Below are 24,581 nucleotides of genomic sequence, written 5' to 3' on the forward strand. Positions count from 1 at the left end.
CGCCCGCGAAATCGCTAGATAGGGGCGCATGCCCGGAAACCGCGTCCGCGTTCTCGTCCTCAATGCCGCGCTGGGCCCGCTCGACTACCGGGTGCCGCACGGCATGGCGGTCGAGCCGGGGTCGATCGTGGTGGCGCCGCTCGGGCCGCGACAGTTGCTGGGCGTGGTGTGGGAAACCGAACGCCTGCCGGCCGAGGAGGTGGGCGACAACCGCCTGCGCAACCTGATCGCGGTGGCCGACGCGCCGCCGATCCCTGCTCCCTTGCGCCGCCTCGTCGAATGGACGTCGGATTATTATCTCGCCGCGCCGGCCTCGGTGCTGCGCATGGCGCTCGCCTCCACCGCAGCGCTGGAAGGGGCCCGGACCACGATCGAATATCGCGCGACCGGAGAGGTTCCGGCACGCATGACGCCGCAACGCGAACAGGCGCTCGACCGCATCGGCGACCGCCAGGGGGTCGTGCGCGAGCTTGCCGGCCTCGCCGGCGTGTCGGATGGCGTGATCCGCGGGCTGGTCAAGGCGGGCGCGATGGAGGCGGTCGAGGTCGACATCGACCGCCCCTTCCCGCCGCCCGACCCGGATTTCGGCGCGCCCGACCTGTCGCCCGGCCAGGCGCGCGTCGCCTCGATATTGCGGCGCGCGGTCGAGGCAAAGGCGTTCCAGCCCTTCCTGCTCGACGGGGTCACGGGTTCAGGCAAGACGGAAGTCTATTTCGAAGCCGTCGCCGCGGCGATCGCCGCCGGCAGGCAGACGCTCGTCCTGCTCCCCGAGATTGCGCTCACCGAGCCCTTCCTCACCCGCTTCGCCGCGCGCTTCGGCTGCGAGCCCGTCGCCTGGCATTCGGACCTGCGCCAGTCCGAGCGCCGGCGCGCCTGGCGGGCGATCGCCGGCGGCGAGGCGCTGGTGACGGTGGGGGCGCGCTCGGCGCTGTTCCTGCCCTATCGCGACCTCGGCCTGATCGTCGTCGACGAAGCGCACGAAACCAGTTTCAAGCAGGAAGAAGGCGTCCACTATCACGCCCGCGACGTGGCCGTGATGCGCGGCATGTTCGAAAAATGCCCCGTCGTCCTCGCCTCCGCCACGCCGGCGATCGAGACACGACACCAGGTCGCGCTCGGCCGGTACGAAGAACTGAAGCTCCCCGGCCGCTACGGTGCGGCCGAGCTGCCGCAGCTTTCCGCCATCGACATGATCCGGCATCCGCCCGAGCGCGGCCGCTGGATCGCGCCGCCGCTGGTGACAGCGATCGACGAGACGCTGGAGCGCGGCGAGCAGGTGCTCTTGTTCCTCAACCGGCGCGGCTATGCGCCGCTGACCCTGTGCCGGCATTGCGGCCACCGCTTCCAATGCCCCAATTGCACCGCCTGGATGGTCGAGCACCGGCTGATCCGCCGGCTCGCCTGCCACCATTGCGGCCACACCATCCCCGCGCCGGAAATCTGCCCCGAATGCGAGGAGCCGGACATGCTGGTCGCCTGCGGCCCCGGTGTGGAACGCATCGCCGACGAGGCGGCAGCGCTGTGGCCCGACGCGCGGATCGCGATCGCGACATCGGACACGATCTCCTCGCCCGCGCGCGCCGCCGAGTTCGTCCGGCGCATGGAGGCGGGCGCGATCGACATCGTCGTCGGCACCCAGCTCGTCACCAAGGGCTATCACTTTCCCGAACTCACGCTGGTCGGCGTGATCGACGCCGATCTCGGGCTGGAGGGCGGCGACCTGCGCGCGGCCGAGCGCACGTTCCAGCAGATCATGCAGGTGGCCGGGCGCGCCGGACGCGGCGAGAAACCGGGCACGGTCCTGATCCAGACCCATGCCCCCGACACCGCGGTGATGCGCGCGCTGGTGACGGGCGATGCCGAAAGTTTCTATGCCGCGGAAACGGCAATGCGCCGCGACGCCGACGCCCCGCCCTTCGGTCGCTATGCCGCGATCGTCGTGTCGGCGGAGGAACAGGAATTGGCGGAACAGGTCGCTCAGCAGATCGGCCGGACGGCGCCGGGAATCGAGAACATGATGGTCTTCGGCCCCGCCCCCGCGCCGCTCGCCATGCTGCGCGGCCGGCACCGCTACCGCCTGCTCGTCCACGCCCGCCGCGCGCTCGACGTGCAGGACGTCATCCGCGACTGGCTGGGCGCGCTCGAATGGTCGCCCAAGGTGCGCGTGGCCGTCGACATCGACCCCTATAGCTTCCTGTGATCGCTGGAAAAGGGCGACCACTACAGTTGCGCTCTCGGTAGATCGTTGCCTAGGATGTACCCCAACTAAACGGGCGACCTTTAGGGGCGGCCTTACGACTACTAAGTTTGGGGGGTGGGAAATGTTTCGCTGGTTGATTTGTGCGGTAGCGCTGTCGTTGCCGATGGCGGCCCACGCGGATTGGATAGAAGCGTCATCCAAGCATTTCCGGGTGTATGCAAATGACGATAAAAGCGACATTCGCCATTTCACCAAGAAGCTGGAGATCTATGACAAGGCGATGCGTGAACTGTGGGGTGTGCCGGATGGCAAGATCCCGGCAACGCAACGCCTAACGATCTACGTCGTCAGTGACGTCGCCTCGGTTCAGCAGTTACTTCCAGGCAGATCTGCTGCAGGGTTCTATGAAGCGCGAGCTTCCGGGCCGGTTGCATTTGTTCCGGCCGATTCGGGCGATGTCCTTACGGCTGCGGAGGTGTTGCGGCACGAATATGCACATCAATTCATGTATTCGAATTGGGCGAACAGCAGCTTTCCCACTTGGTTCAGCGAAGGATTCGCGGAATTCAATGCGACCGCCGATTTCCGCAGTGACGGTTCGATCACTTTCGGTGCACGTCCTGATTATCGCGACTACGGCATGCTCCGCTCCGGCACGGTGCCGCTCAGCATGCTGCTTCGGCCGAGCTTCGAGGATATGTCGGCGGAACAGCATGCTATCGGATATTCCCGTGCGTGGCTGCTCACGCACTTTCTGCTCACGCAGCCGGACCAGCGAGGACAACTGGTCGCGTACCTCAAAGCGATCAACACCGGCAAATCCGCTGAGGAAGCGGCCAAGGCACTCGACGGCATCAGCGACATGCGTCTCAATCACTACATCCAACGTAGAGCACTACCCGCCATCACGGTGGATGCGGATAAGCTCGCCGTGGGCGCCATCGAGTTGCGCAAGCTCGAACCGGGAGAAGCGGCAATAATGCCGGCGCGTATCGCGTCTTCGGCCGGGGTTAACGAGGAAACCGCCCCGGCGGTCGAGAAGCTCGCCAGAAGCATCGCCGCATCCTATCCCGAATCTTCGGCTGTGCAGCGTGAACTCGCCGAGGCCGCGTTCGACGCCGAGGACTTCAAGGCCTCCGAAGCAGCAGCCCAGCGCGCACTCGCAGCGAATGCCGAAAATGTCGATGCGCTGCTGTATCGCGGAATGGCAGCCATGGCGGTAGCGTGGAACAATAATGGTACCGATGCAAAACGCTGGGAAGAGATTCGCCAGTGGTTCCTGAAAGCAAACAAGCTCGACACGGAAAATCCGCGCGCATTGCAGCTCTTCTACGAAAGCTTCGAGGCGGCGAAGCAGGAGCCTACAAAGAACGCGAAAAGTGCATTGCTTTACGCCTATGCGCTGGCACCCTACAGCATGGATCTGCGACTAATGGCAGCGAAAGTCCTGCTCGAAATGGGCGAAGGTAAAGCGGCGCAAACAGCGCTGAAGCCGGTGGCTTACAGTCCGCACGCCTCACCTGTCGTAGACATCGCACAGGCTGCCCTGAAAGAGCTCAGCAGCGCGGGTCCCGATGCCGCGGCGGATCTTCTTCAAAAGAAGGAGAATGCATTGAGGAAGCAGGCAGCGGAGCAGGATTCTGAAATGAGTTCCTGAACGACCCGAAGGCGCAAACAGGCGTGCGACAAGCGCACGCTTGATTCACCCTCCCCTTGAACCGCGCCGATATTTCCCCGAAACAGCGGGCGAGCGGGATGGGGAGTTCTACGCACGTGATTCGGCGGTTGCTGCTGATGGTCTGGCTGGCGTTCGCGCTGGCGGCACCGGCGCGGGCGGACGATATCTCGGCGGCGGCGCGCGGCGTCGTGCGCGTCGTCATCACCGCCTCGATCAACGGCGACGAGATCGGCCGCGGGCATGGCAGCGGCTTCGCGGTCGCGCCCAATACGATCGTCACCAACGCCCATGTCGTCGAACTCGCCCAGCGCTTCCCCTCGCTCGTCAGTATCGATGTCGTGCCGGAAACCGGCGAAGAGCATTATCGCGGCGAACTGATCGCGTTCGACGTCGATCGCGACCTCGCGCTCATCCGCTTCGACGGACCGCCGCTGCCGCCGCTGACGCTGTACGGCAAGCCGCTGCCCGACGGCTATCCGCTGGTCTCGCTCGGCTATCCCGGCAATATCGACGAGGCGACGTACAATTCGCTGGCGCAACTGCTGATGCCGACGGAACCGGCGCGATCGACCGGCATCCTGTCGAGCCACCGCAGCCAGCGCGGGCTCGACACGCTGGAGCATACCGCACAGATCGCGCGCGGCAATTCGGGCGGGCCGCTTCTGGACAATTGCGGCCGCGTCGTCGGCGTCAACCGCGCGGTGACGACGGCGCAGGAGGGCGATGGCAGCTTCGTCATCTCGCTCGCCGAGAACGAATTGATCACGTTCCTGCGCGAGAAGAAGCAGGCCTTCCATGCCGTCGACTGGCCCTGCACCAGCATGGCCGACGCGCTGGAACGCGACCGCGAGATGGCGGCGGAAAAGGCGCGGCTGAGCGAGCAACAAGCGCGCGACCGGCAGATCGAGGCGCAGCGCGCCTATGACGAGGCGCTGCGCCAGGCGCGCGCGGACAATGCCGCGACCCGCGACAATTTCATGGCCGGCGCGGCCGTCGCATTGGTGTTCGGCGCATTAGGCGCGGGCGGCGCGGGGCTGCTCGCCATGCGCGGACGCAAGCGGCCGGCGATCGCGGCTGGCGCGGGAGGCGGCATATTGCTGATCGGCGCGGGGCTGCTGTTCGTACTCCGTCCGGACTTCGACCCCGCTTCGGTCGAACAACCCGCGCCCGGCAATGGCGAGCGGGCGGTGCAGCCGAGCACGGGCCGCTTCCAGTGCATAGTCGCACCCGAGCGCAGCCGCATCACCGTGTCCGACGGCGCCCCCGTGCCCCTCACCTGGGGCGAGGACGGGTGCGCAGGCGGCAAGACGCAATATGTCGAAAAGGGCGACACCTGGCAGCGCGTGATCGTGCCGGAAGCGGGACAGACGGTCCGCCTCGCCACCTACGACCCACTCGAACACAGCTATGTCGAGGATCGCTACTTCCTCGACGCCGCGACGATGAAGCAGCTCCGCGAAATGCAGGGCGACGCCAAGGCGCAGTGCACGAGCGATCCGGCGGTGCGCGGGGAACTGGCCTCGCGCCAGTCGAGCCTGCGCTCGCTTCTGCCGCCGCAGCCCAATGAACGGCTGGTCTATTCCTGCCGCGCCGCCGATACGAAGCAATAGGAGCAACGATGCCGAAGCCGCGCCTGCCCGCCTTTTTCTGCGCCCTCGGGCTCGCCGTCGCCTCGGCCGCGCACGCGCAGGATGGGCCGAACGCCGTACCCGTCGCCGTGGCGCCGGAACTGGGGGATACCAATGCGGGCCGGCTGCTCGTCTTCGCGCAGCCGAAAACTGGCGAGGAAAAGCCGGACGCCGATGTCGACACCTCCGCCTTCGATCCCACCGGCACGGCGGTGGCGGCGCGCGAGGTGACCGATTTCCGCCCCGGCACGGTGGCGCTGGTGGGCAACCGGACCGATGTCTTTCCCAAGCCGTTTTCCGAACTGGCGCCCGGCACCTACCGCTTTCAGGCGGTGCTCGATCGCGATCACAGCTATGCCTATGACGGCCGCGGCCAGGGCGATCTGGAATCGCCGGTCGTCACCGCGACCCTGCCGGGGCCGATCCCCACGCTGACGCTGGATCATGTCGTGGCGGGCCACGGTTTCGAGGAGATGCTGGCGGCGATGCCGGCCGACAAGCAGGCGGCGTATCGCGCCAGCCTGGAATCGTTGAAGCCGGTGGACCTGCTGAGCGTCACGATGAGCGACTTCTGGGGGCGGCCGACCTATTTCCACGGCTTCGTCGCGCTTCCGCCCGGCTATGATGCGGACGCAGCGACGACCTATCCCACCGTCTATTCCGATCTCGGCTTCAGCGCGACGATCGATTCGGTGAAGGCCTATGCCACGCGCACGCGGCACATGATGGAAACGGGCGACCTGCCGCCGATGATCTGGGTGTTCCTCGACCATCACATCGCCACGGGCACGCACGAATTCGCCGATTCGAAGAATAACGGCCCGTGGGGCACCGCGCTCGTCGACGAACTAATCCCGGCGCTGGAGGAGCAGTACCGCATGGATGCGCGGCCGGCCGGACGCTTCCTCACCGGGCACAGCTCCGGCGGCTGGTCGACGCTGTGGCTGCAGGTGAAGCATCCGACGGTGTTCGGCGGCACCTGGCCGACCTCGCCCGACCCGAGCGATTTCCACGATTTCACCAATGTCGATCTCTACGACGCCAACGCCAATTTCTATCACGGGCCGGACGGCCGCGCGCTGCCGCTGATCCGCCGCGACGGCAAGGTGGTGGCGACGATCGAGCAGTTCGCCGAGCTGGAGCAGGTGCTGGGCCGCTATGGCGGTCAATTCGCGAGCTTCGAATGGGTCTTCTCGCCCCGCTGCCCCGACGGCCGGCCCTGCCCGATCTTCGACCGCGCGACCGGTGACGTGGATCCGCAGGTCGCGCGCTACTGGATCGAGAATTACGACATCGCCCGCATGGTGAAGCGCGACTGGCCGCTGATCGGCAAGAACCTGAAGGGCAAGATCCACCTGGTCGTCGGCACCGCCGACACCTTCTATCTCGACGGCCCGGCCCACCGGTTGCAGCGCGTGCTCCGCGATCTGGGCGACACGGCGCAGTTTCGCTTCCTGCCGGGCAAGACGCATTTCGATCTGTTCGCCAAGGACGACGATCCGCTTGCGCTGATGAAGACCATCGCCGGGGAGATGTATGCGGTTGCACGACCGGGGAAGAAGTGGAAGATCGCCGTCGAATAGGCGAATGCCCTTCACGGAGCCGAGAGTCCTCCCCGAGCTCAGCTCGGGGAAGGGGGACCATGCGAAGCATGGTGGAGGGGCCGCCCGAAGGGCGAACAGCATATCTTTTCTTTGCACGGCTTCACCGCTTCGCGGTGCCCCTCCACCGCCTTCGGCGGTCCCCCTCCCCAAGCAAGCTTGGGGAGGAATGGGTCATTCGCTCGTCACGATGCGCCAGCCCGGGCGCTCAGTCCTTCACGCCCTCGCGCTTCCTGAGCACCCGCTTGCGCTCCACGCCATAAGCATAGCCGCCCATCGATCCGTCGCTGCGCTGGGCGCGGTGACAGGGGATGACGATGGAAACGTGGTTCGCGCCGCACGCCGTGCCGGCCGCGCGCACCGCACCGGGATTGCCGGCGGCGATGGCGAGGTCGCTATAGCTGCGCGTCTCACCGGCGGGGATTTCGCGCAGCGCCTGCCAGATCGCTTCCTGAAACGCCGTGCCCTGCACGTCCAGCGGCAGGTCGGTGTCGCGGCCGGGGCTTTCCACCTCCGCCACCACGCGCGCGGCCAGATCGCCGAGGGCCGCGCCGCCGGGCTCGATATCGGCATTGGGAAAGCGCTCGGCGAGGGCGGCTGCATCCTCGTCAAAGGACACGCGGCACAGCCCCTTGCCGGTCGCCGCGATCAGGAGCGGGCCAAGGCTGGTGTCGGCGATCGCCCAGCGGATCGTCACCCCCGCCCCGCCGCGTTTCCAGGCGCTGGGCGTCATGCCGAGCCGCTGGTTCGCGGTCTCGTAGAACCGGCTCGGCGCGGAATAGCCCGCTTCGTAGATGGCATCGGTCACGCTGGTCTCCATTGATAGCGCCTCGCGCGCTCGCCTGGCCTTCAGGCCGCGGGCATAGGCGGCCGGGGTCACCCCCGTGGCGCGCTTGAACAGGCGGTGGAAATGATGCGGCGCATAGCCGACCCGCGCGGCGAGTTCGTCGAGCGGCACCGCCGTCTCCGCCTGCTCGATCAGGGCAACCGCCTTCGCCACCGCCACCCGGTCGCGCGCCACCTCATCGGGCTTGCAGCGCAGGCAGGCGCGATAGCCGGCGTCGCGCGCCGCGCCGGGCGTGCCGAAAAGACGACAATTTTCCCGGCGCGGCCGGCGCGCGGGGCAACTCGGCCTGCAATAGATGCCGGTGGTATCGACGGCGACGACGAAGCGCCCGTCGAAAGCGCGGTCGCGGCGTTCGAAGGCGGCCCAGGCCGTAGCGTCATCCATGGCGGGCGAAGCGGTCATGCCCTTGCATATACGGTGCCGAGCGCCGGCGCGACATCCCGCTGCTTGCGCTCAAATCCCGATCGCGACAGGATCGCCGACGGGTGCCGGCGGGTCGGCTGCCGGCTTGCATCCCCCGCCCCCCGATGCTAGCAGCCGCGCGATCCGTGAAAGGGCGCATTTCGACCGCCCTTTTTGGTCGGGGCACGCATTTTCAAAAGAGGAACTGGTACGCGTGGAGATTTCCGCCGGTATTCAGGCAAGCCTAAGCGGACGCTATGCCAGCGCATTGTTCGAGCTCGCGCGCGAATCGAAGCAGATCGATTCGGTCGAGGCGAGCCTCGCCAAGGTGCGCGGCGCACTCGGCGAATCGCAGGAGTTCCATCGACTGACGACGAGCCCGCTGGTCGGCCGCGGCGACGCCGTGAAGGCCGTCACCGCGGCTGCCGAGGCGATGCAGCTCGACGCGATGACGACGAAGTTCCTCGGCGTGCTGGCGCAGAACCGCCGCCTGTCGCAGCTACCCGCGATCATCCGCGCCTTTCGCCTGCTGGCGGCCGCGCATCGCGGCGAGACCACGGCGGAGGTCAGCTCCGCCCATCCGCTTTCCGACGATCAGGTCGCGGCGCTGAAGGCGCAGTTGCGCCAGCGCGTGGGCCGCGACGTCGCCGTCGACCTGTCGGTCGATCCCTCGCTTCTGGGCGGCCTGGTCGTGAAGATCGGCAGCCAGATGATCGACAGCTCGATCAAGACCCGTCTCAACTCCCTCGCGCATGCTATGAAAGGCTGATGGCGAACACGCCGTCAGTGGGAAAGGCTAAAGGCTAGAATAATGGATATCCGCGCCGCAGAAATCTCCAAGGTCATCAAGGACCAGATCGCCAGCTTCGGCACCGAGGCCGAAGTCTCCGAAACCGGCACCGTGCTTTCCGTCGGCGACGGCATCGCGCGCATCCACGGCCTCGACAAGGTGCAGGCCGGCGAGATGGTCGAATTCGCCAATTCGGTACAGGGCATGGCGCTCAACCTGGAAGCCGACAATGTCGGCGTCGTGATCTTCGGCTCCGACGCCGAAATCCGCGAAGGCGACACGGTGAAGCGCACCGGCACCATTGTCGACGTGCCCGTGGGCAAGGGCCTTCTGGGCCGCGTCGTCGACGGTCTCGGCAACCCGATCGACGGCAAGGGTCCGATCGAGAGCGATCAGCGCAGCCGCGTCGAGACGAAGGCGCCGGGCATCATCCCGCGCAAGTCGGTGCACGAACCGGTGCAGACGGGCCTCAAGGCGATCGACGCCCTCGTCCCCGTCGGCCGTGGCCAGCGCGAGCTGATCATCGGCGACCGCCAGACCGGCAAGACCGCCGTCGCGATCGACACGTTCATCAACCAGAAGACGGTGAACCAGGGCGACGACGAATCGAAGAAGCTCTACTGCATCTATGTCGCGGTCGGTCAGAAGCGCTCGACGGTGGCGCAGATCGTGCGCCAGCTCGAGGAAAACGGCGCGATGGAATATTCCATCGTCGTCGCCGCGACCGCGTCCGAGCCGGCGCCGCTGCAGTTCCTCGCGCCTTACACCGCCTGCGCGATGGGCGAATATTTCCGCGACAACGGCATGCACGCCTGCATCGTCTATGACGACCTGTCGAAACAGGCGGTCGCCTATCGCCAGATGTCGCTGCTGCTGCGCCGCCCGCCGGGCCGCGAAGCCTATCCGGGCGACGTCTTCTACCTGCACAGCCGCCTGCTGGAGCGCGCCGCCAAGCTGAACGAGGCCAACGGCGCCGGCTCGCTGACCGCGCTGCCGATCATCGAGACGCAGGCGGGCGACGTGTCGGCCTATATCCCGACCAACGTGATCTCGATCACCGACGGCCAGATCTTCCTGGAGACCGACCTGTTCTTCGCCGGCATCCGCCCCGCCATCAACGTCGGCCTGTCGGTCAGCCGCGTCGGCGGCTCGGCCCAGACCAAGGCGATGAAGAAGGTGGCGGGTTCGATCAAGCTGGAGCTGGCGCAGTACCGCGAGATGGCGGCGTTCGCGCAGTTCGGATCGGACCTCGACGCCTCGACCCAGAAGCTGCTCAACCGCGGCGCGCGCCTGACCGAGCTGTTGAAGCAGCCGCAATTCTCGCCGCTGCCGTTCGAGGAGCAGACGGTATCGATCTTCGCCGGCACCAATGGCTATCTCGACGCAATCCCGACCGAGCAGGTCACGCGGTTCGAGGCGGCGCTGCTCGCCGACATGCGTTCGAACCATGCGGACGTTCTGAGCGACATCCGTGAGACGAAGGCGCTTTCGGACGAGACGACGAAGAAGCTGAAGGACGCGCTCGACGCTTTCGCCAAGACGTTCGCGTAAATTCTAGGAACCGTTTGCCCTGAGCTTGTCGAAGGGCTGCTCTCTCCTTCGGGAGAGAGAAGTACAGGGCTTCGACAGGCTCAGCCCGAACGGAGGTGATGGAAGAAAATGGCCTCTCTCAAGGCTCTGAAAAACCGCATCGGCTCGGTGAAGTCGACGCAGAAGATCACCAAGGCGATGCAGATGGTCGCCGCGGCCAAGCTGAAGCGCGCGCAGGAGCGTGCCGAGGCCGGCCGCCCCTATGCCCAGCGCCTGGAAAAGGTGGTGGCGAGCCTCGCCTCCAAGGTGACGATCAGCTCGACCACGCCGAAGCTGCTGACCGGCACGGGCAAGGACGACACGCATCTGTTCGTCGTCGCCACGTCGGACAAGGGGCTGGCGGGCGCGTTCAACGCCAATATCGCGCGGCTCGCGCGGCGCGAGGCCGACAAGCTGATCGCCGCGGGCAAGACGGTCCGCTTCTACACCATCGGGCGCAAGGGCCGCGCGGTGCTGCGCCGGCTCTATCCGGACCAGATCGTCGAATCGATCGAGCCGGGCGATCTCGGCAAGCTTTCCTTCGAAGACGCGCACCGCTGGGCCGAGGATCTGATCGCGCGCTTCGAGGACGGCGAGTTCGACGTGGCGCACCTGTTCTATTCGGAATTCCAGTCGGTGATCGCGCAGGTGCCGACGCGGCAGCAATTGATCCCGGTCAAGATTCCGGAAGACGCTGCCGACGAAAAGAAGGGTTCGGCCGCGGTCGAATACGAGCCCGACGAGGAGGCGATCCTGGCCGACCTGCTGCCGCGCAACGTTGCGGTGCAGCTTTTCCGCGCGGTTCGCGAGAATGCGGCGTCCGAGCAGGGCTCGAAGATGACCGCGATGGACAATGCCACGCGCAATGCCGGCGATCTGCTGAAGCGGCTCAACATCGAATATAACCGGCAGCGCCAGGCTGCGATCACGACCGAACTGGTCGAGATCATCTCGGGCGCCGAGGCGCTCTGATGCGCGTGCGCGCCCTCCTGCTCACCGGCTGTCTGGCGCTTGGCGCCTGCAACGCGACGTCCGACACGTCGGTGCGCGAGCGGGAAGCCGAGCGCGCGCAGCAGATCGAGGCGCTGACCGGCTGGGACCGCGTATTCGGCGCGCCGGAGGAGGCGTTGAAATGGTCGCGCCAATACGGCTTCGCCACGCGCGACTATCAGCCCACCGGCGCGCGGCCGGCCTATCGCGCGGCCGGAAAGGCGATCACCCTGTCCAGCACCGCCGCGGAAATGCCGAACAAGGCGACTTTCGTCGCCACCGGGCGCACGGCCGACGCGCTGGAACAGATCGTCTTCACGCTGAAGCTGACCGATCCCGATAACGCCGCGACCGCCGAAAAGCGGTTTGCCGACCTGATCCGCCAATATCTGGCGAAGTTCGATATCGAGGATGACGGCGCGCTTCTCGACGCCATCACGCAGGAAACCAGCACCGGCGGCACCATCGAGGGCGCCCCGGTGACGGTCGAACGCAGCGACGCGACCGAGGCGATGCCCGCCGCCATCACCGTGACTTTCACCCGTCCCGCGGCTACATCCGCGGACAACAGCAAGCCCCAAGGATAGCAGACAATGGCAACCGCCGCTGAAGACATTCGCCCCGCGACGGGCACCAACACTGTCGGCCGCATCAGCCAGGTGATCGGCGCCGTCGTCGATGTGACGTTCGACGGCGAATTGCCCGAAATCCTGTCGGCGCTCGAAACCGACAATAACGGCAACCGCCTCGTGCTCGAGGTGGCGCAGCATCTGGGCGAAAGCTCGGTGCGCTGCATCGCCATGGACGGCACCGACGGCCTGACCCGCGGTCAGGAGGTCAAGGACACCGGCAGCCAGATTTCCGTGCCCGTCGGCCCCAAGACGCTAGGCCGCATCATGAACGTGGTCGGCGAGCCGATCGACGAGCGCGGCCCGATCGGCACCGACCTGAAGGCACCGATCCATGCCAAGGCGCCGGAATTCATCGAGCAGTCGACCGAGAGCGCCATTCTCGTCACCGGCATCAAGGTCATCGACCTGCTCGCGCCCTATGCCAAGGGCGGCAAGATCGGCCTGTTCGGCGGCGCCGGCGTCGGCAAGACGGTGCTCATCCAGGAACTGATCAACAACATCGCCAAGGGCCATGGCGGCACCTCCGTGTTCGCCGGCGTCGGCGAGCGCACGCGTGAGGGCAACGACCTCTACCACGAATTCCTCGACGCCGGCGTCATCGCCAAGGACGAGGAAGGCAACGCGATCTCCGAAGGATCGAAGGTGGCGCTCGTCTATGGCCAGATGAACGAGCCGCCGGGCGCGCGTGCCCGCGTCGCGCTGTCGGGCCTGGCCATTGCCGAATATTTCCGCGACCAGGAGGGCCAGGACGTGCTCTTCTTCGTCGACAACATCTTCCGCTTCACCCAGGCGGGCGCGGAAGTGTCGGCACTGCTCGGCCGCATTCCTTCGGCCGTGGGCTATCAGCCGACGCTGGCGACCGACATGGGCGCGCTGCAGGAGCGGATCACCTCGACCAACAAGGGGTCGATCACCTCGGTGCAGGCGATCTACGTGCCCGCGGACGACCTTACCGACCCGGCGCCCGCAACCTCGTTCGCCCATCTTGACGCCACGACGGTGCTCAACCGCGCGATTTCCGAACTCGGCATCTATCCGGCGGTCGACCCGCTCGATTCGACCAGCCGCGTGCTCGAACCGCGCGTCGTCGGCCAGGAGCATTACGAGACGGCGCGCGCGGTCCAGTCGATCCTGCAGAAGTACAAGTCGCTCCAGGACATCATCGCCATTCTCGGCATGGACGAGCTGAGCGAGGAAGATAAGCTGACGGTCGCGCGCGCACGCAAGATCCAGCGCTTCCTTTCCCAGCCCTTCCACGTCGCCGAGGTGTTCACCAACATCCCCGGCAAGTTCGTCGAGCTGGAAGACACCATCAAGTCGTTCAAGGCGGTGGTCGACGGCGAATACGACCATCTGCCCGAATCCGCCTTCTACATGGTCGGCGGCATCGACGAGGCCGTCGCCAAGGCCGAAAAGATGGCGAACGACGCGTAATCCGGTTCCCCTCCCGCTTGCGGGAGGGGTCAGCGGCGGGAATGCCGGAACGGCAGGCCCTCCCCATCAGGCCCTCCCCCGACCCCTCCCGCGAGCGGGAGGGGAGTGAGAAGAAAAAATGGCACTGCACTTCGAACTCGTAACCCCCGAAAAGCTCGTCCGGTCGGAAGAGGTCTATCAGGTCGTCGTTCCCGGCGAGGAAGGCGATTTCGGCGTGCTTCAGGGCCACGCCCCGCTCATGTCGACGGTCCGCGACGGCAACCTGATCGTATATGCGCAGGAAAAGGGCACCCCGGAAACCATCGCCATCCGCGGCGGCTTCGCCGAGGTCAACGAAAAGGGCCTGACGGTGCTGGCCGAACACGCCGACGCCTGATCCGCCGGCATTCTTCGAAACGGGGGCGGTGCCTGCGGGGGCCGCCCTTTTTGCATGCGGCATCGGGGCGCCGTTTGGTTAGGACATTCTAAAACCTTCCCGTTTACCCACTATTCCGACTGCAGATTCGGGGATCGTGGACACCGGTATGAGCGCTTTCGGACGACGTGGTGGCATGGGCGGCGGGCGGCCCTCTTTTGGAGTGGCGCGGCCGATGCAGGGCGGCGCGCCGGAACGCGCCGAGGATCGGGGCGGTAGCCAATTTCCCCCGATCGAAGCCGACCCATTGCCGGATTCCGGTGAGGAAGCACCCCCGCCCACCGAAACACCCGCGCCGACAGGCGGCCTGGGCATGGATGCCATGGCCCGACTTACTGAGCGGCAGAACGCTTCCGGCGAACAGGGCAATTCGCGCAGCGAGGGTTTCGAAAGCTCGATCCACCGGATCAAGGAACAGGTGCTGCCGCGCCTGCTCGAACGCGTCGATCCCGAAGCCGCGGCCACCCTTTCCAAGGACGAGCTGGCCGAGGAATTCCGGCCGATCATCCACGAGGTGCTCGCCGAGTTGAAGCTGACGCTCAACCGGCGCGAACAGTTCGCGCTGGAAAAGGTGCTGGTCGACGAACTGCTCGGCCTCGGCCCGCTGGAGGAATTGCTCGCCGACCCGGCGATCAGCGACATCATGGTCAACGGTCCCGAACAGACCTTTGTCGAACGCAAGGGCAAGCTGGAACTCGCCAACATCCAGTTCCGCGACGAGGAGCATCTGTTCCAGATCGCGCAGCGCATCTGCAATTCGGTCGGCCGCCGCGTCGACCAGACCACGCCGCTCGCCGACGCCCGCCTGAAGGACGGCAGCCGCGTGAACGTGATCGTCCCGCCGCTGAGCCTGAAGGGCACCGCGCTTTCGATCCGCAAATTCTCCGCCAAGCCGATCACGCTGGACATGATGGCCAAGGGCGGGTCGATGTCCGACAAGATGGCGACCGCGCTCAAGATCGCGGGCGCCAGCCGCTTCAATGTGGTGATCTCGGGCGGCACCGGCTCGGGCAAGACGACGATGCTCAATGCGCTGTCGAAGATGATCGACCCCGGAGAGCGCGTGCTGACGATCGAGGATGCCGCCGAACTCCGCCTGCAGCAGCCGCACTGGCTGCCGCTGGAAACGCGCCCGGCGAACCTCGAAGGTCAGGGCGAGATCACCATTCGCGACCTCGTGAAGAATGCGCTGCGTATGCGCCCCGACCGCATCATCCTCGGCGAAATTCGCGGGAGCGAATGTTTCGACCTGCTGGCGGCGATGAACACCGGCCATGATGGGTCGATGGCGACGCTCCACTCCAACTCCCCGCGCGAGTGCCTGGCGCGTATGGAGAACATGGTGATGATGTCGGACATCAAGGTGCCGAAGGAGGCGATCAGCCGGCAAATCGCCGACAGCCTCGACCTCATCATCCAGGTCAAGCGCCTGCGCGACGGTTCGCGCCGCATCACCAACGTGACGGAGGTGATCGGTATGGAAGGCCCGGTGATCGTCACCCAGGAGTTGTTCAAGTTCGAATATCTGGAGGAGTCGGCGGACGGCAAGATCATGGGCGAATACCGCTCCATGGGCCTGCGCCCCTATACGCTCGAAAAGGCCAAGCAGTTCGGCTTCGACCAGGCACTGCTCGAAGCCTGCCTGTAGCAGCGGCATTGGCAATGCCCGGCCCTCTCGCCCGGTAGAGCGGGACGGAGCGTGCGCCGGACACGCCATTTCGCCCGGCCGCTATCGGTCCTAGACTGCAGCCATGATCCGCGTGATTCTCGCCCTGATGCTGTGCGTCAGCCTATCGGTTGCGGCGCATGCGCGCGAGCCGCGGATCGAGCTTGCCGCGGACAGTGCTGAACAGTGGGTCGCGTTCGACCTGACGCCCGGCAACCAGATCCGGTTCGCCATGACGCTGGACGATGAGCCGGTAACCGCGATCCTGGACAGCGGCGTCAGCGCGTCGGTGGCATCGCTCGCGCTCGCCCGGCGCGCGGACCTGGACATCGCCGCCGGCACCAGCGCCGACGCGATCGGCGGCGAGATCACGATCGGCTGGACGACCGCCGGCAGGCTTCGCCTCGGCGGGCTGACGCGGCGCGACGGGCGGATCGCCGTGGCGAAATTGTCGGGGATGGCGACGGGAAGCGCGCGCGGCGTCGACCTGCTGATCGGCAGCGACATCCTGTCCTGCTGCGCGCTCGATATCGATTATGACCGCCGCCGCTTCCGCCTGTTACCCAGCGGGCACATGCCCTTTGCCGGCACCTCGGTCCCGCTCGCGGTGACGCGCGACACCCATTTGCCGGTCAGCGAGTTGCGCATCGGCACGGTGCGCATCCGGCCGGTGCTGGTCGATACCGGGGACGGCGCCTCGATCACGGTGGCCCGCGCGATGTGGGACCGCACCCGGCCGGCCCCTGACGCCCGCATGACGACGACCGTCGCCTTCGGCCTGGGCGGCGCGATCGAAACCCGCCTGACGGTTCTGCCGGAAATCGGGCTCGCCGGACTGAGCGCCCGCGACGTGGAAGTCCGGATCGAGCCCGAGCGCGGCTTTTCCGACGAGACGGGCACGGCGGGACGGATCGGCTCCGCCTTCCTGCAACGCTACCGCGTGCTGCTCGACCCGCGCGCCGGGCACATGGTGCTCGCTCCGGGCAGCAGGGCGGATCAGCCGCCGGTGCGATCGACCAGCGGCCTGCTGGTGGGGCTCGACCGGGACCGGCTGCGCGTACTGCACGTCATGCGCAACAGCCCCGCTGCACGAGCCGGCTGGCGCGACGGCGACCTGATCTGCCGGGTCGACGGCCGCCCCGTGGCGCTGGGTGCGGATAAGGGTATGGACACAAGCTGGTCCGCGGGTCCGCCCGGCGATGTCGTGATACTGGGCATGTGCGACGGCACGCGGCGCACCCTCACCCTCGCCAGCTTCTATTGAGGCCAGCTTCCGTTGAGGCCAGCTTCTGTTAAGATCAGCCGAACAGTGCCGCCGCGGTGAGCACCAGCGCCGCCATCAGCGCCAGCAATTGCACCCCCGGCCAGGCGACGATGCCGATGCGGTCGAGATCGTCGCGACGGCTGCGGCGATGCTCGGCCACGCCCGCGACGACGGCAAGAAACACCATCGCAACAACTGCGATCCATAAGCGTTCATGGAAAAGGTTCATCGCCGTCGGGAGGCTTCCATGCGTGTCTTGTTCAGCGCCCTTGCCCTAGCCAGCACCGTCGCGGCTGTCACCAGCGTCGCCGTCGGCGCACCGCAATCCCGTGAGGAGAACGCTTTGCAACAGGCGATCGCCGCCCCCGGCCGATCGCCTGAAAACGTGGCGCGCGATCGCTTTCGCCATCCGGCGGCGACGTTGCGCTTCTTCGGTGTCGAACCGGACGATACGGTCGTGGAGATCTGGCCGGGCGGCGGATGGTATACCGAAATCCTCGCCCCCTATCTGCGCGCCCGCGGGACGTTGTGGGAAGCTGCGCCGATGCCCGATGGCCTGAAGGCGATCCGGCGCATGCAAGCCGAAACCCCCGAAGTCTATGGCACCATCCGGACCGCGGCTTTCCCGGCGACCAGCGGCCAGAGCGGTGTGCCCGACGGCAGTGCCGACGTGGTGCTGACGTTCCGCAATGCACATAACTGGCAGATGGCCGGCCCGGAAACGGCACAGGCCGCGTTCGACCAGATGTATTCGATGCTGAAACCCGGTGGCACGCTGGGCGTGGTGGACCACCGACTGGGCGAGGATCAGACAGGCATTGCCGAGGGCGACAGCGGCTACATGAAGGCGGGCACGATCATCGCCTATGCCGAAAAGGCGGGGTTCAAGCTCGCCGACCGATCGGACGTGAACGCCAATCCGAAGGACACGCACGACCACCCGAAGGGCGTGTGGACGCTGCCGCCCACCTATTCGCTGGGCGATACCGACCGCGCCCAATATGCCGCGATCGGCGAAAGCGACCGGATGACGCTGCGCTTCGTCAAGCCAGAATAGCCCGCGACCGGCCATGGCCTGGCAAGCCCCAATACACCGCCGGCGAAACCATGACGAGCGGTCGCCGATCCACCTGCCTGCCCGCCGTTCGCCCTGGGCTTGTCGAAGGGCCGTTCTCCTTCGCGACACCGCAAAGGAGCGCTGCTCCGACGAACGTGATACGAACGGGCGGATTTGAAGGCGCGGCGCTCCGAGAAGCACCGCCCCTATTTGCTCAGCTTCTCCACCTTTTCCTGAAGCGTGGAAAGTTCGGCGCGCAGTGCGGCGATTTCCTTGTCCTTGTGCCCGTTATCCTGGCCGGCGGGCGGTTCGGCGCCCGGCTGGAAGGCCGTCGTAGCGGCTTCGAACATGGCCATGTTGCGCTTGGCGATCTCGGCAAAGGGCGAGTTCGCGAACGCGCCTTCGACCGCGTGCTTGAATTCCTTCTGATTGCGCTGGAAGCTTTCCATCGACGCTTCCAGATAGCCCGGCACCATGGCCTGCATCGAATCGCCGTACAGCGCGATCAACTGGCGCAGAAAGCTGACCGGCAGCATAGTCTGCCCCCGGCTTTCCTCCTCCATGATGATCTGGGTGAGCACGTTGTGGGTGATGTCGTCTTCGGATTTTGCGTCGATCACCTTGAAATCCCGGCCTTCGCGCGTCATCGCGGCAAGATGGTCGAGCGTGATGTAGGAAGAGGTTTCGGTATTGTAGAGCCGCCGATTGGCGTATTTCTTGATAATGACGGGGCCGTCCCCCGGAGTCGTCTTCTTCATAAGGCCCTCGCAAGTGTCTGAACGGGCTTTGTCATCCTGCGATGATGCACCGCAACAAGGGCCGCGTCCACTCCCCTTGTTTCTCGAAATGCTGCGCAACGAAACCGCAGCATCGCCCGAGCGCCGGGCCGCGGCGCTGAAGGGGCTGCGCGCCTATCAGGAGGCGCCGCGCGATCCAAACGCCCGGCAAGCCCCGATAATCGCGCGGTCGGGCCGGGCGTCGCTGCGCGACTATGGGGGTTCGGGCCGGCCGGTGGTGTTCGTGCCGTCGCTGATCAATCCACCCTTCATCCTCGACCTCGCGCCCGAAAATTCCCTGTTGCAGTGGCTGAGAAGCCACAGTGACTGCCGCCCGATGCTGGTCGACTGGGGCACGCCGGAGCCTGCCGATTCGCATCAGGACGTCACCGCCCATGTCGAATCGCTGCTCCTCCCGATGCTGAAGACGCTGCAGACGCCGCCGGTGCTTGCCGGCTATTGCCTGGGCGGAACGATCGCGACGGCCGCCGCCGCCGTCCTGCCGGTGGCGGGGCTGGCGCTGATCGCCGCGCCCTGGCGTTTTTCCGGGTTCGGCCGGGGTGCGATCGCCGATATCGACGCGCTCTGGCGCACAGCGCAGCCGACCTGCGAGGCACTCGGCCTGGTGCCGATGGAGGTGCTGCAATCGGGTTTCTGGCGGCTCGATCCGGCGCGCACCGTCGCCAAGTTCGAGCGGTTCGGCACGCTCGACCCCGACAGCGAGCGCGCGCGTGCTTTCGTCGCGCTGGAGGACTGGGCCAACGCCGGCGCGCCGCTGACCTATGCCGCCGGGCGGCAGATGTTCGACGATTTCTTCACCGCCGACCTGCCCGGCCGGGGCCGGTGGATGCTCGGCGGTCGGCCCGTTCTGCCCGGCCTGATCGGTGCGCCCATGGTCGAGTTCGTCTCCACCACCGATCGCATCGTGCCGGCGGCAAGCGCCATCGGCCTGCCCGACCAGCGCCGGACGGCCGCCGGCCATGTCGGCATGGTCGTCGGCGGCCGGGCACGCGAAGCGCTGTGGCAGCCGCTCGCCGACTGGATAAGGGCGCTGCCAGCGCTTACGTAGCGAACACGCAAACCCTTTCGTCTGCATTTCCTCAGGAGGCCGACCCCATGTCCGACATCGTCATCACCGCCGCCAAGCGCACGCCCGTCGGCAGCTTTCTAGGCAGCTTCGCGACGGTGCCCGCGCACGAACTCGGCCGCGCCGCGATCGAGGCCGCGCTCGCCCAGTCGAAGATCACCGGCGAAGACGTGTCCGAAGTCATCCTCGGCCAGGTGCTGACCGCCGCCCAGGGCCAGAATCCGGCGCGCCAGGCTTCCATGGCCGCCGGCGTCCCGAAGGAAGTGCCCGCCTGGGGCGTCAATCAGGTCTGCGGCTCGGGGCTGCGCTCGGTCGCACTCGCCTATCAGATGGTGGCCGGCGGCGACGCCGACATCGTCGTGGCGGGCGGTCAGGAAAGCATGTCCATGTCGGCACATGCGCAGACGATGCGCGCCGGCGCCAAGATGGGCGATGTCAGCCTGGTCGACACGATGATCAAGGACGGGCTGACCGACGTCTTCAATGGCTATCACATGGGCATCACCGCGGAAAATCTGGCCGAACAGTATCAGCTCACCCGCCAGGCTCAGGACGAATTCGCCGTGCGGTCACAAAACCTGGCGGAAAAGGCACGCGAGAGCGGCCGCTTCGCCGACGAGATCGCGCCCGTCACGGTGAAGGGCCGCAAGGGCGACACCGTGGTCGACAGGGACGAATATATCCGCGCCGGCGCGACCGTGGAGGGCGTCGGCGCCCTGCGCCCGGCCTTCCGCAAGGACGGCACGGTGACGGCGGGCAATGCCAGCGGCATCAACGACGGCGCGGCGGCGCTGGTCGTCATGTCGGGCGACGAGGCGGCGAAACGCGGCGCGCCGGTGCTCGCGCGCATCAGGAGCTGGGCGTCGGCCGGCGTCGACCCGTCGATCATGGGCATCGGCCCGGTGCCGGCATCGCGCAAGGCGCTGGCGAAGGCGGGCTGGAGTGTCGCCGATCTCGACCTGATCGAGGCCAACGAGGCCTTCGCCGCCCAGGCGCTCGCGGTCGGCAAGGACATGGGCTGGGACCCGGAAAAGGTGAACGTCAACGGCGGCGCCATCGCCATCGGCCACCCCATCGGCGCATCGGGCGCGCGCGTGCTGACGACGCTGCTCTACGAAATGGAAAAACGCGACGCGAAAAAGGGCCTGGCGACGCTGTGCATCGGCGGCGGCATGGGCATCGCCATGTGCGTGGAGCGGTGATTATGTAGGGAACGGACGTGTTCCTGCGAAAGGTGATGATGCAAGCCGAACGGGGAAGTGCCTAACGCTCGGAGTATCAGGTCGCCGAGGCCCTTTCTGGCGACACGAAAAAGGGAGGCTGCCAAAGGGCAGCCTCCCCCTTTTTTATGCCGAATGAAAGGATCAGAAGGTGACCCTGGCACCTGCGTAAAAGAAGCGCCCGATATTGTCATAGGTCGAACCAGGAGCTGTACCATCGGCCCCGAACGGCGGCTGCTTATCGAACAGATTATCGACACCTACATAGAAGCGGAAGATATCCGTCGGCTCGAATCCAAGGCGAATGTCGTGGTAGGTGAGATCCGGATAATAGGCTACCGGATAGGCATCCGGGTTTTCCGGCGGACGTCCCTGGAAAGAATTCTGAGTTTCGTACTCACCAATCGTCTGCTTACCGACGTATTGAAATTTGTAATATAAGTCAAATTTGCCGACATTCAGAGTCGCGAACAAACTTCCTGCCCAAACAGGATCGCCAAGTTCACTAAGTTGCCGATCCTTAAAATCGGGATCGTTGATATCCGTATAATTGTTGCGCTTAATTACGTAAGATAGCAAACCCTTAAGATTAAGCGACACTCCCTCGCCGAACTCCTGCCGATAATTCGTCGTAAGGTCGATACCTGAAGTTTCCTGCTTGGCGAAGTTGAATGGCCCAGCTTCGAATGCCGAACCGCTGTCATCAAGCTGATAGGTTATGCCATTAATGATGCGGTCTGATTGTCCAGCGAATGTCCCGTCTTCCCTGCGATTTACCGCTGCGCAATAGGGATTATCGATACCGCCTGGCGCATCGTAGCACTGATCGATCAGCGTCTGTCCGCCAAGAGTGTAGATCACGTTATCCAAACGGATATTGTAATAATCGACCGTGACCGAGAAACCCGGCAGGAATGTCGGCTCGTACACACCGCCAACAGTAAAGCTGTATCCCGTTTCTTCGTTAAGGTCCGCATTACCGCCATTGAAGCCAGCGATACTGGACGAAGGACGGTTGGTGAATGGAATCGTATCACCCGTAGCCGGATCAACCACGGTAGTAGGAACACCGTCGGCTGCACAGTTCGCGACCCGGTTCGGATTGTCGTTGATATTTGCCTGATCGCACGGGTCGCTCACGAGCAGATACGTCTGAGACCGAGAATCGAAAAGATTGCTCAGGGACGGTGCGCGGACCGATTTCGCATAGGACAACCGAAAACGAAGGCTATCCACCGGTGCGTAAGTCCCGCCGAGGTTCCAAGCAAACACAGTACCCGTGCTGCCGACATTGTAATGCGACACGCGGCCGGCTGCATTCACCGTAAGCTCTCGGACAAAAGGCATATCCGCGAGCAGCGGTATGCTCAATTCTCCGAACCCTTCGGTGACCTCAAGGGCCGGCGGATCGAAGTCGTTGATGACATTCAAGAAGGTCACGCCACTCTTGGTCACATCATCATATGCGGAGAACGCCGTGCTCTTCCTGAACTCGCCACCGATCGAGAAGCTGACCGGTCCGCCCGGAAGCTCAAAAAACTGTGAGGAATCACCAGAAACGTATCCGGTCACGTCGAACAGTGTCGCCTTCTGATTACGCGTCGACGTTACACCGAAATAGTCAAGCGCCGCCTGCTGCGTCCGCGCTAGTCCTGCACCGAACAGGTTGATGGGAACACACGCCGGATCATCATTCGTTGGATCGGAATCGGCGTTGATGGAACAGACGATGTTGCCGGAGGCGTCACGCGAAGCTGAAGCGGAGTTGAAGTATTTGTTTTCGTTGATATTCCCCTCAGTCTGATAGAATGTCGTCGTTTCACCGTAGGTTGCGGCGAGTTCATAATGCCAGTCATCGTTGAAGTCGCCCCGGATACCGCCGACGAGGTTGAACGTCTCGCGGTCATGATTTTCACCGCGAGCGCCAAAGTCGGTATTGAACCGATAAGCACCGAAGTTGAAATCTTCATTCGGCCCCGCACCATATATGGCCCGGAGCAATGCTTCATTCTGATCGGTAAGATAAGGATTATTGATGTTGAAGACGTTATATTCAAATGTAGGCTGGCCGGCCTGAACCGAACCAATATCCACATACGAACCCCGGAAGAACAGGTCGGCCGCCTCCGATAGTTCATAGTGTGCAAGAACATTAGCGGTCTTGCGCTCATATGCGGGATCTAGCTGACTTCCTTCCAGCAGTGTCGAGCCCAGTCCGCCGATCGAATTAGAGGATCCGACATTTCGAAGATCGTTGATTACGGGATTGGCGACCAACGTTCCCGTTGAATCGAATACATAGGTGCGGCCGATTCTACCTCCGGTTGGCGTCATCTCTCCGGTGCAATTCTGTGCCCTCACGGCCGCAATTACCCCAAATGCTGGGTCACTCTCCGGCACAGGAGCGGGGCAAGTTGATGTAATCAGCCCACCATTGGAGATATTGTTGTTCTTCACGCCGGTCAGAAATGCCGTATCGGGAATACCATCGCCGGTAGCAGGCTCTCCGATCGTGTCCTGAACTCTATTAAATTGATGCCGCCCCGAGTAACCGCCGTAGCGGGCATCCCGGTCAGTGTAATAGAGAGCGTCCGCCTTTGCGTAACCGACACTGACCGTCAGGTTCGCACGGCCATCGAAGAAGTTCTTACCAGCGGTGAGGTAAGCACGATACGACTGCCGGTCGCCGCGCGAAGACACACCGCCCTGGCCGCCCGCTTCGAGACCTTCGAAATCGTCTTTCAGAATGAAGTTTACGACTCCGGCCACGGCATCCGAACCGTACACCGCCGAATTGCCCCCCGTGACGACGTCGACGCGCTCGACCAACTCGTCCGGGATAGTGTTCGTGTCGACGCTCTCAGTGCCGGGATCTGAGGTGACGACGCGGCGCCCATTCACCAGCGTCAGTGTACGGCTCGTACCGAGCCCCCGAAGGTCGAGCAGGTTCAGACCAGACGTGCCGATGAAGGCCGTCGAATTCGCTTGACTGTAAGTCGACCGCAGCGCCGGAAGCTGGTTAAGTGAGTCACCGAGCGATACGTTGCCGGATTGAAGATTTTCGATTTCAACCGATGTTACCGGCACCGGCGAATCCAGGTTCGGACGAGCGATACGGCTACCGGTTACAACGATTGCCTGGGGCTCGTCCGCAGGCACCTCGTCGGTCGCCTGAACAGCAGCCTGGTCTGCGGAATCATCTGGATCGGCAGTTTGCGCGAGCGCAGGCGACGCCGCCAACATTCCAGCCAAAAGCGCGCCCATCGCAGCGCTGCGCAGATAGGACTGCCTGGCGTCTGAAGACCTATTCATTCTGTAATCCCCT

At 65.0% G+C, this 24,581-nt stretch carries 19 protein-coding genes; 15 read left to right on the plus strand and 4 right to left on the minus strand.

Features of this window, described 5'->3' with window-relative positions; genetic code table 11:
- Positions 1 to 28 precede the first annotated feature (28 nt).
- The 4 genes from RPR59_RS12980 (at position 29) to RPR59_RS12995 (ending at position 7,089) form a co-directional block, all read left to right on the plus strand.
- Positions 29 to 2,200, plus strand: a complete 2,172-nt coding sequence (locus tag RPR59_RS12980) for a primosomal protein N' (protein ID WP_313914720.1) — start codon at positions 29 to 31, stop codon at positions 2,198 to 2,200.
- Positions 2,201 to 2,321: 121 nt separating this feature from the next.
- Positions 2,322 to 3,857, plus strand: a complete 1,536-nt coding sequence (locus RPR59_RS12985; RefSeq protein WP_313914721.1) for a DUF1570 domain-containing protein — start codon at positions 2,322 to 2,324, stop codon at positions 3,855 to 3,857.
- Positions 3,858 to 3,973: 116 nt separating this feature from the next.
- The gene (locus tag RPR59_RS12990) at positions 3,974 to 5,488 is read left to right on the plus strand and encodes a S1 family peptidase (RefSeq protein ID WP_313914723.1); all 1,515 of its coding nucleotides are present in this window, start codon (positions 3,974 to 3,976) and stop codon (positions 5,486 to 5,488) included.
- A gap of 8 nt (positions 5,489 to 5,496) precedes the next feature.
- Complete coding sequence (locus tag RPR59_RS12995) at positions 5,497 to 7,089, plus strand: alpha/beta hydrolase (protein WP_313914725.1); 1,593 nt, start codon at positions 5,497 to 5,499, stop codon at positions 7,087 to 7,089.
- A 226-nt stretch (positions 7,090 to 7,315) separates the two neighbouring features.
- On the opposite strand, the gene ada is transcribed toward RPR59_RS12995, so the two are convergent.
- Complete coding sequence (gene ada, locus RPR59_RS13000) at positions 7,316 to 8,356, minus strand: bifunctional DNA-binding transcriptional regulator/O6-methylguanine-DNA methyltransferase Ada (protein WP_313914727.1); 1,041 nt, start codon at positions 8,354 to 8,356, stop codon at positions 7,316 to 7,318.
- A 214-nt stretch (positions 8,357 to 8,570) separates the two neighbouring features.
- Between ada and RPR59_RS13005 the strand changes: the two genes are divergently transcribed.
- From RPR59_RS13005 to RPR59_RS13040, 8 genes are all read left to right on the plus strand, one after another.
- The gene (locus RPR59_RS13005; RefSeq protein WP_313914729.1) at positions 8,571 to 9,125 is read left to right on the plus strand and encodes a F0F1 ATP synthase subunit delta; all 555 of its coding nucleotides are present in this window, start codon (positions 8,571 to 8,573) and stop codon (positions 9,123 to 9,125) included.
- Between the two features lie 42 nt (positions 9,126 to 9,167).
- Positions 9,168 to 10,697, plus strand: coding sequence for a F0F1 ATP synthase subunit alpha (gene atpA, locus RPR59_RS13010; RefSeq protein ID WP_313914731.1), 1,530 nt, complete (start codon positions 9,168 to 9,170; stop codon positions 10,695 to 10,697).
- Positions 10,698 to 10,805: 108 nt separating this feature from the next.
- Entirely contained in the window at positions 10,806 to 11,687 is an 882-nt protein-coding gene (locus RPR59_RS13015; protein ID WP_313914733.1) for a F0F1 ATP synthase subunit gamma, read from the plus strand.
- The gene (locus tag RPR59_RS13020; protein ID WP_313914735.1) at positions 11,687 to 12,292 is read left to right on the plus strand and encodes a hypothetical protein; all 606 of its coding nucleotides are present in this window, start codon (positions 11,687 to 11,689) and stop codon (positions 12,290 to 12,292) included. The genes RPR59_RS13015 and RPR59_RS13020 overlap by 1 nt, the downstream gene beginning before the upstream one ends.
- Positions 12,293 to 12,298: 6 nt before the next feature.
- Positions 12,299 to 13,771: a F0F1 ATP synthase subunit beta gene (atpD, locus tag RPR59_RS13025; RefSeq protein ID WP_313914737.1), complete on the plus strand. Its 1,473-nt coding sequence runs from the start codon at positions 12,299 to 12,301 to the stop codon at positions 13,769 to 13,771.
- A 118-nt stretch (positions 13,772 to 13,889) separates the two neighbouring features.
- The gene (locus RPR59_RS13030; protein ID WP_313914738.1) at positions 13,890 to 14,147 is read left to right on the plus strand and encodes an ATP synthase F1 subunit epsilon; all 258 of its coding nucleotides are present in this window, start codon (positions 13,890 to 13,892) and stop codon (positions 14,145 to 14,147) included.
- Positions 14,148 to 14,295: 148 nt separating this feature from the next.
- On the plus strand, positions 14,296 to 15,834 hold the full coding sequence (locus tag RPR59_RS13035) for a TadA family conjugal transfer-associated ATPase (protein ID WP_313914740.1): 1,539 nt from the start codon (positions 14,296 to 14,298) through the stop codon (positions 15,832 to 15,834).
- Positions 15,835 to 15,937: 103 nt separating this feature from the next.
- Positions 15,938 to 17,116: an aspartyl protease family protein gene (locus RPR59_RS13040; protein WP_313914742.1), complete on the plus strand. Its 1,179-nt coding sequence runs from the start codon at positions 15,938 to 15,940 to the stop codon at positions 17,114 to 17,116.
- Between the two features lie 34 nt (positions 17,117 to 17,150).
- Here RPR59_RS13040 and RPR59_RS13045 read toward each other — a convergent pair whose 3' ends face one another.
- Positions 17,151 to 17,303 (minus strand): hypothetical protein, encoded by a 153-nt coding sequence (locus tag RPR59_RS13045; protein WP_313914743.1) that lies wholly within the window; start codon positions 17,301 to 17,303, stop codon positions 17,151 to 17,153.
- A gap of 60 nt (positions 17,304 to 17,363) precedes the next feature.
- On the opposite strand from RPR59_RS13045, the gene RPR59_RS13050 reads away from it, so the two are divergent.
- On the plus strand, positions 17,364 to 18,173 hold the full coding sequence (locus tag RPR59_RS13050) for a class I SAM-dependent methyltransferase (RefSeq protein WP_313914745.1): 810 nt from the start codon (positions 17,364 to 17,366) through the stop codon (positions 18,171 to 18,173).
- Positions 18,174 to 18,379: 206 nt separating this feature from the next.
- Here the strand turns inward: RPR59_RS13050 and phaR are convergent, their stop codons facing one another.
- Positions 18,380 to 18,931, minus strand: a complete 552-nt coding sequence (gene phaR, locus RPR59_RS13055) for a polyhydroxyalkanoate synthesis repressor PhaR (RefSeq protein WP_313914748.1) — start codon at positions 18,929 to 18,931, stop codon at positions 18,380 to 18,382.
- A gap of 88 nt (positions 18,932 to 19,019) precedes the next feature.
- Between phaR and RPR59_RS13060 the strand changes: the two genes are divergently transcribed.
- Together RPR59_RS13060 and RPR59_RS13065 are read left to right on the plus strand one after the other, a co-directional pair.
- Positions 19,020 to 20,018: an alpha/beta fold hydrolase gene (locus RPR59_RS13060; RefSeq protein ID WP_313914750.1), complete on the plus strand. Its 999-nt coding sequence runs from the start codon at positions 19,020 to 19,022 to the stop codon at positions 20,016 to 20,018.
- Positions 20,019 to 20,065: 47 nt separating this feature from the next.
- The gene (locus RPR59_RS13065; RefSeq protein ID WP_313914752.1) at positions 20,066 to 21,238 is read left to right on the plus strand and encodes an acetyl-CoA C-acetyltransferase; all 1,173 of its coding nucleotides are present in this window, start codon (positions 20,066 to 20,068) and stop codon (positions 21,236 to 21,238) included.
- A 162-nt stretch (positions 21,239 to 21,400) separates the two neighbouring features.
- On the opposite strand, the gene RPR59_RS13070 is transcribed toward RPR59_RS13065, so the two are convergent.
- Positions 21,401 to 24,568 carry a TonB-dependent receptor domain-containing protein gene (locus RPR59_RS13070; RefSeq protein WP_313914754.1) on the minus strand — a complete coding sequence of 1,056 codons (3,168 nt, stop codon included), beginning with the start codon at positions 24,566 to 24,568 and terminating at the stop codon, positions 21,401 to 21,403.
- Positions 24,569 to 24,581 lie beyond the last annotated feature (13 nt).

Source organism: Stakelama saccharophila (assembly GCF_032229225.1).
In the GTDB taxonomy this organism is placed as follows: domain Bacteria; phylum Pseudomonadota; class Alphaproteobacteria; order Sphingomonadales; family Sphingomonadaceae; genus Sphingomonas; species Sphingomonas saccharophila.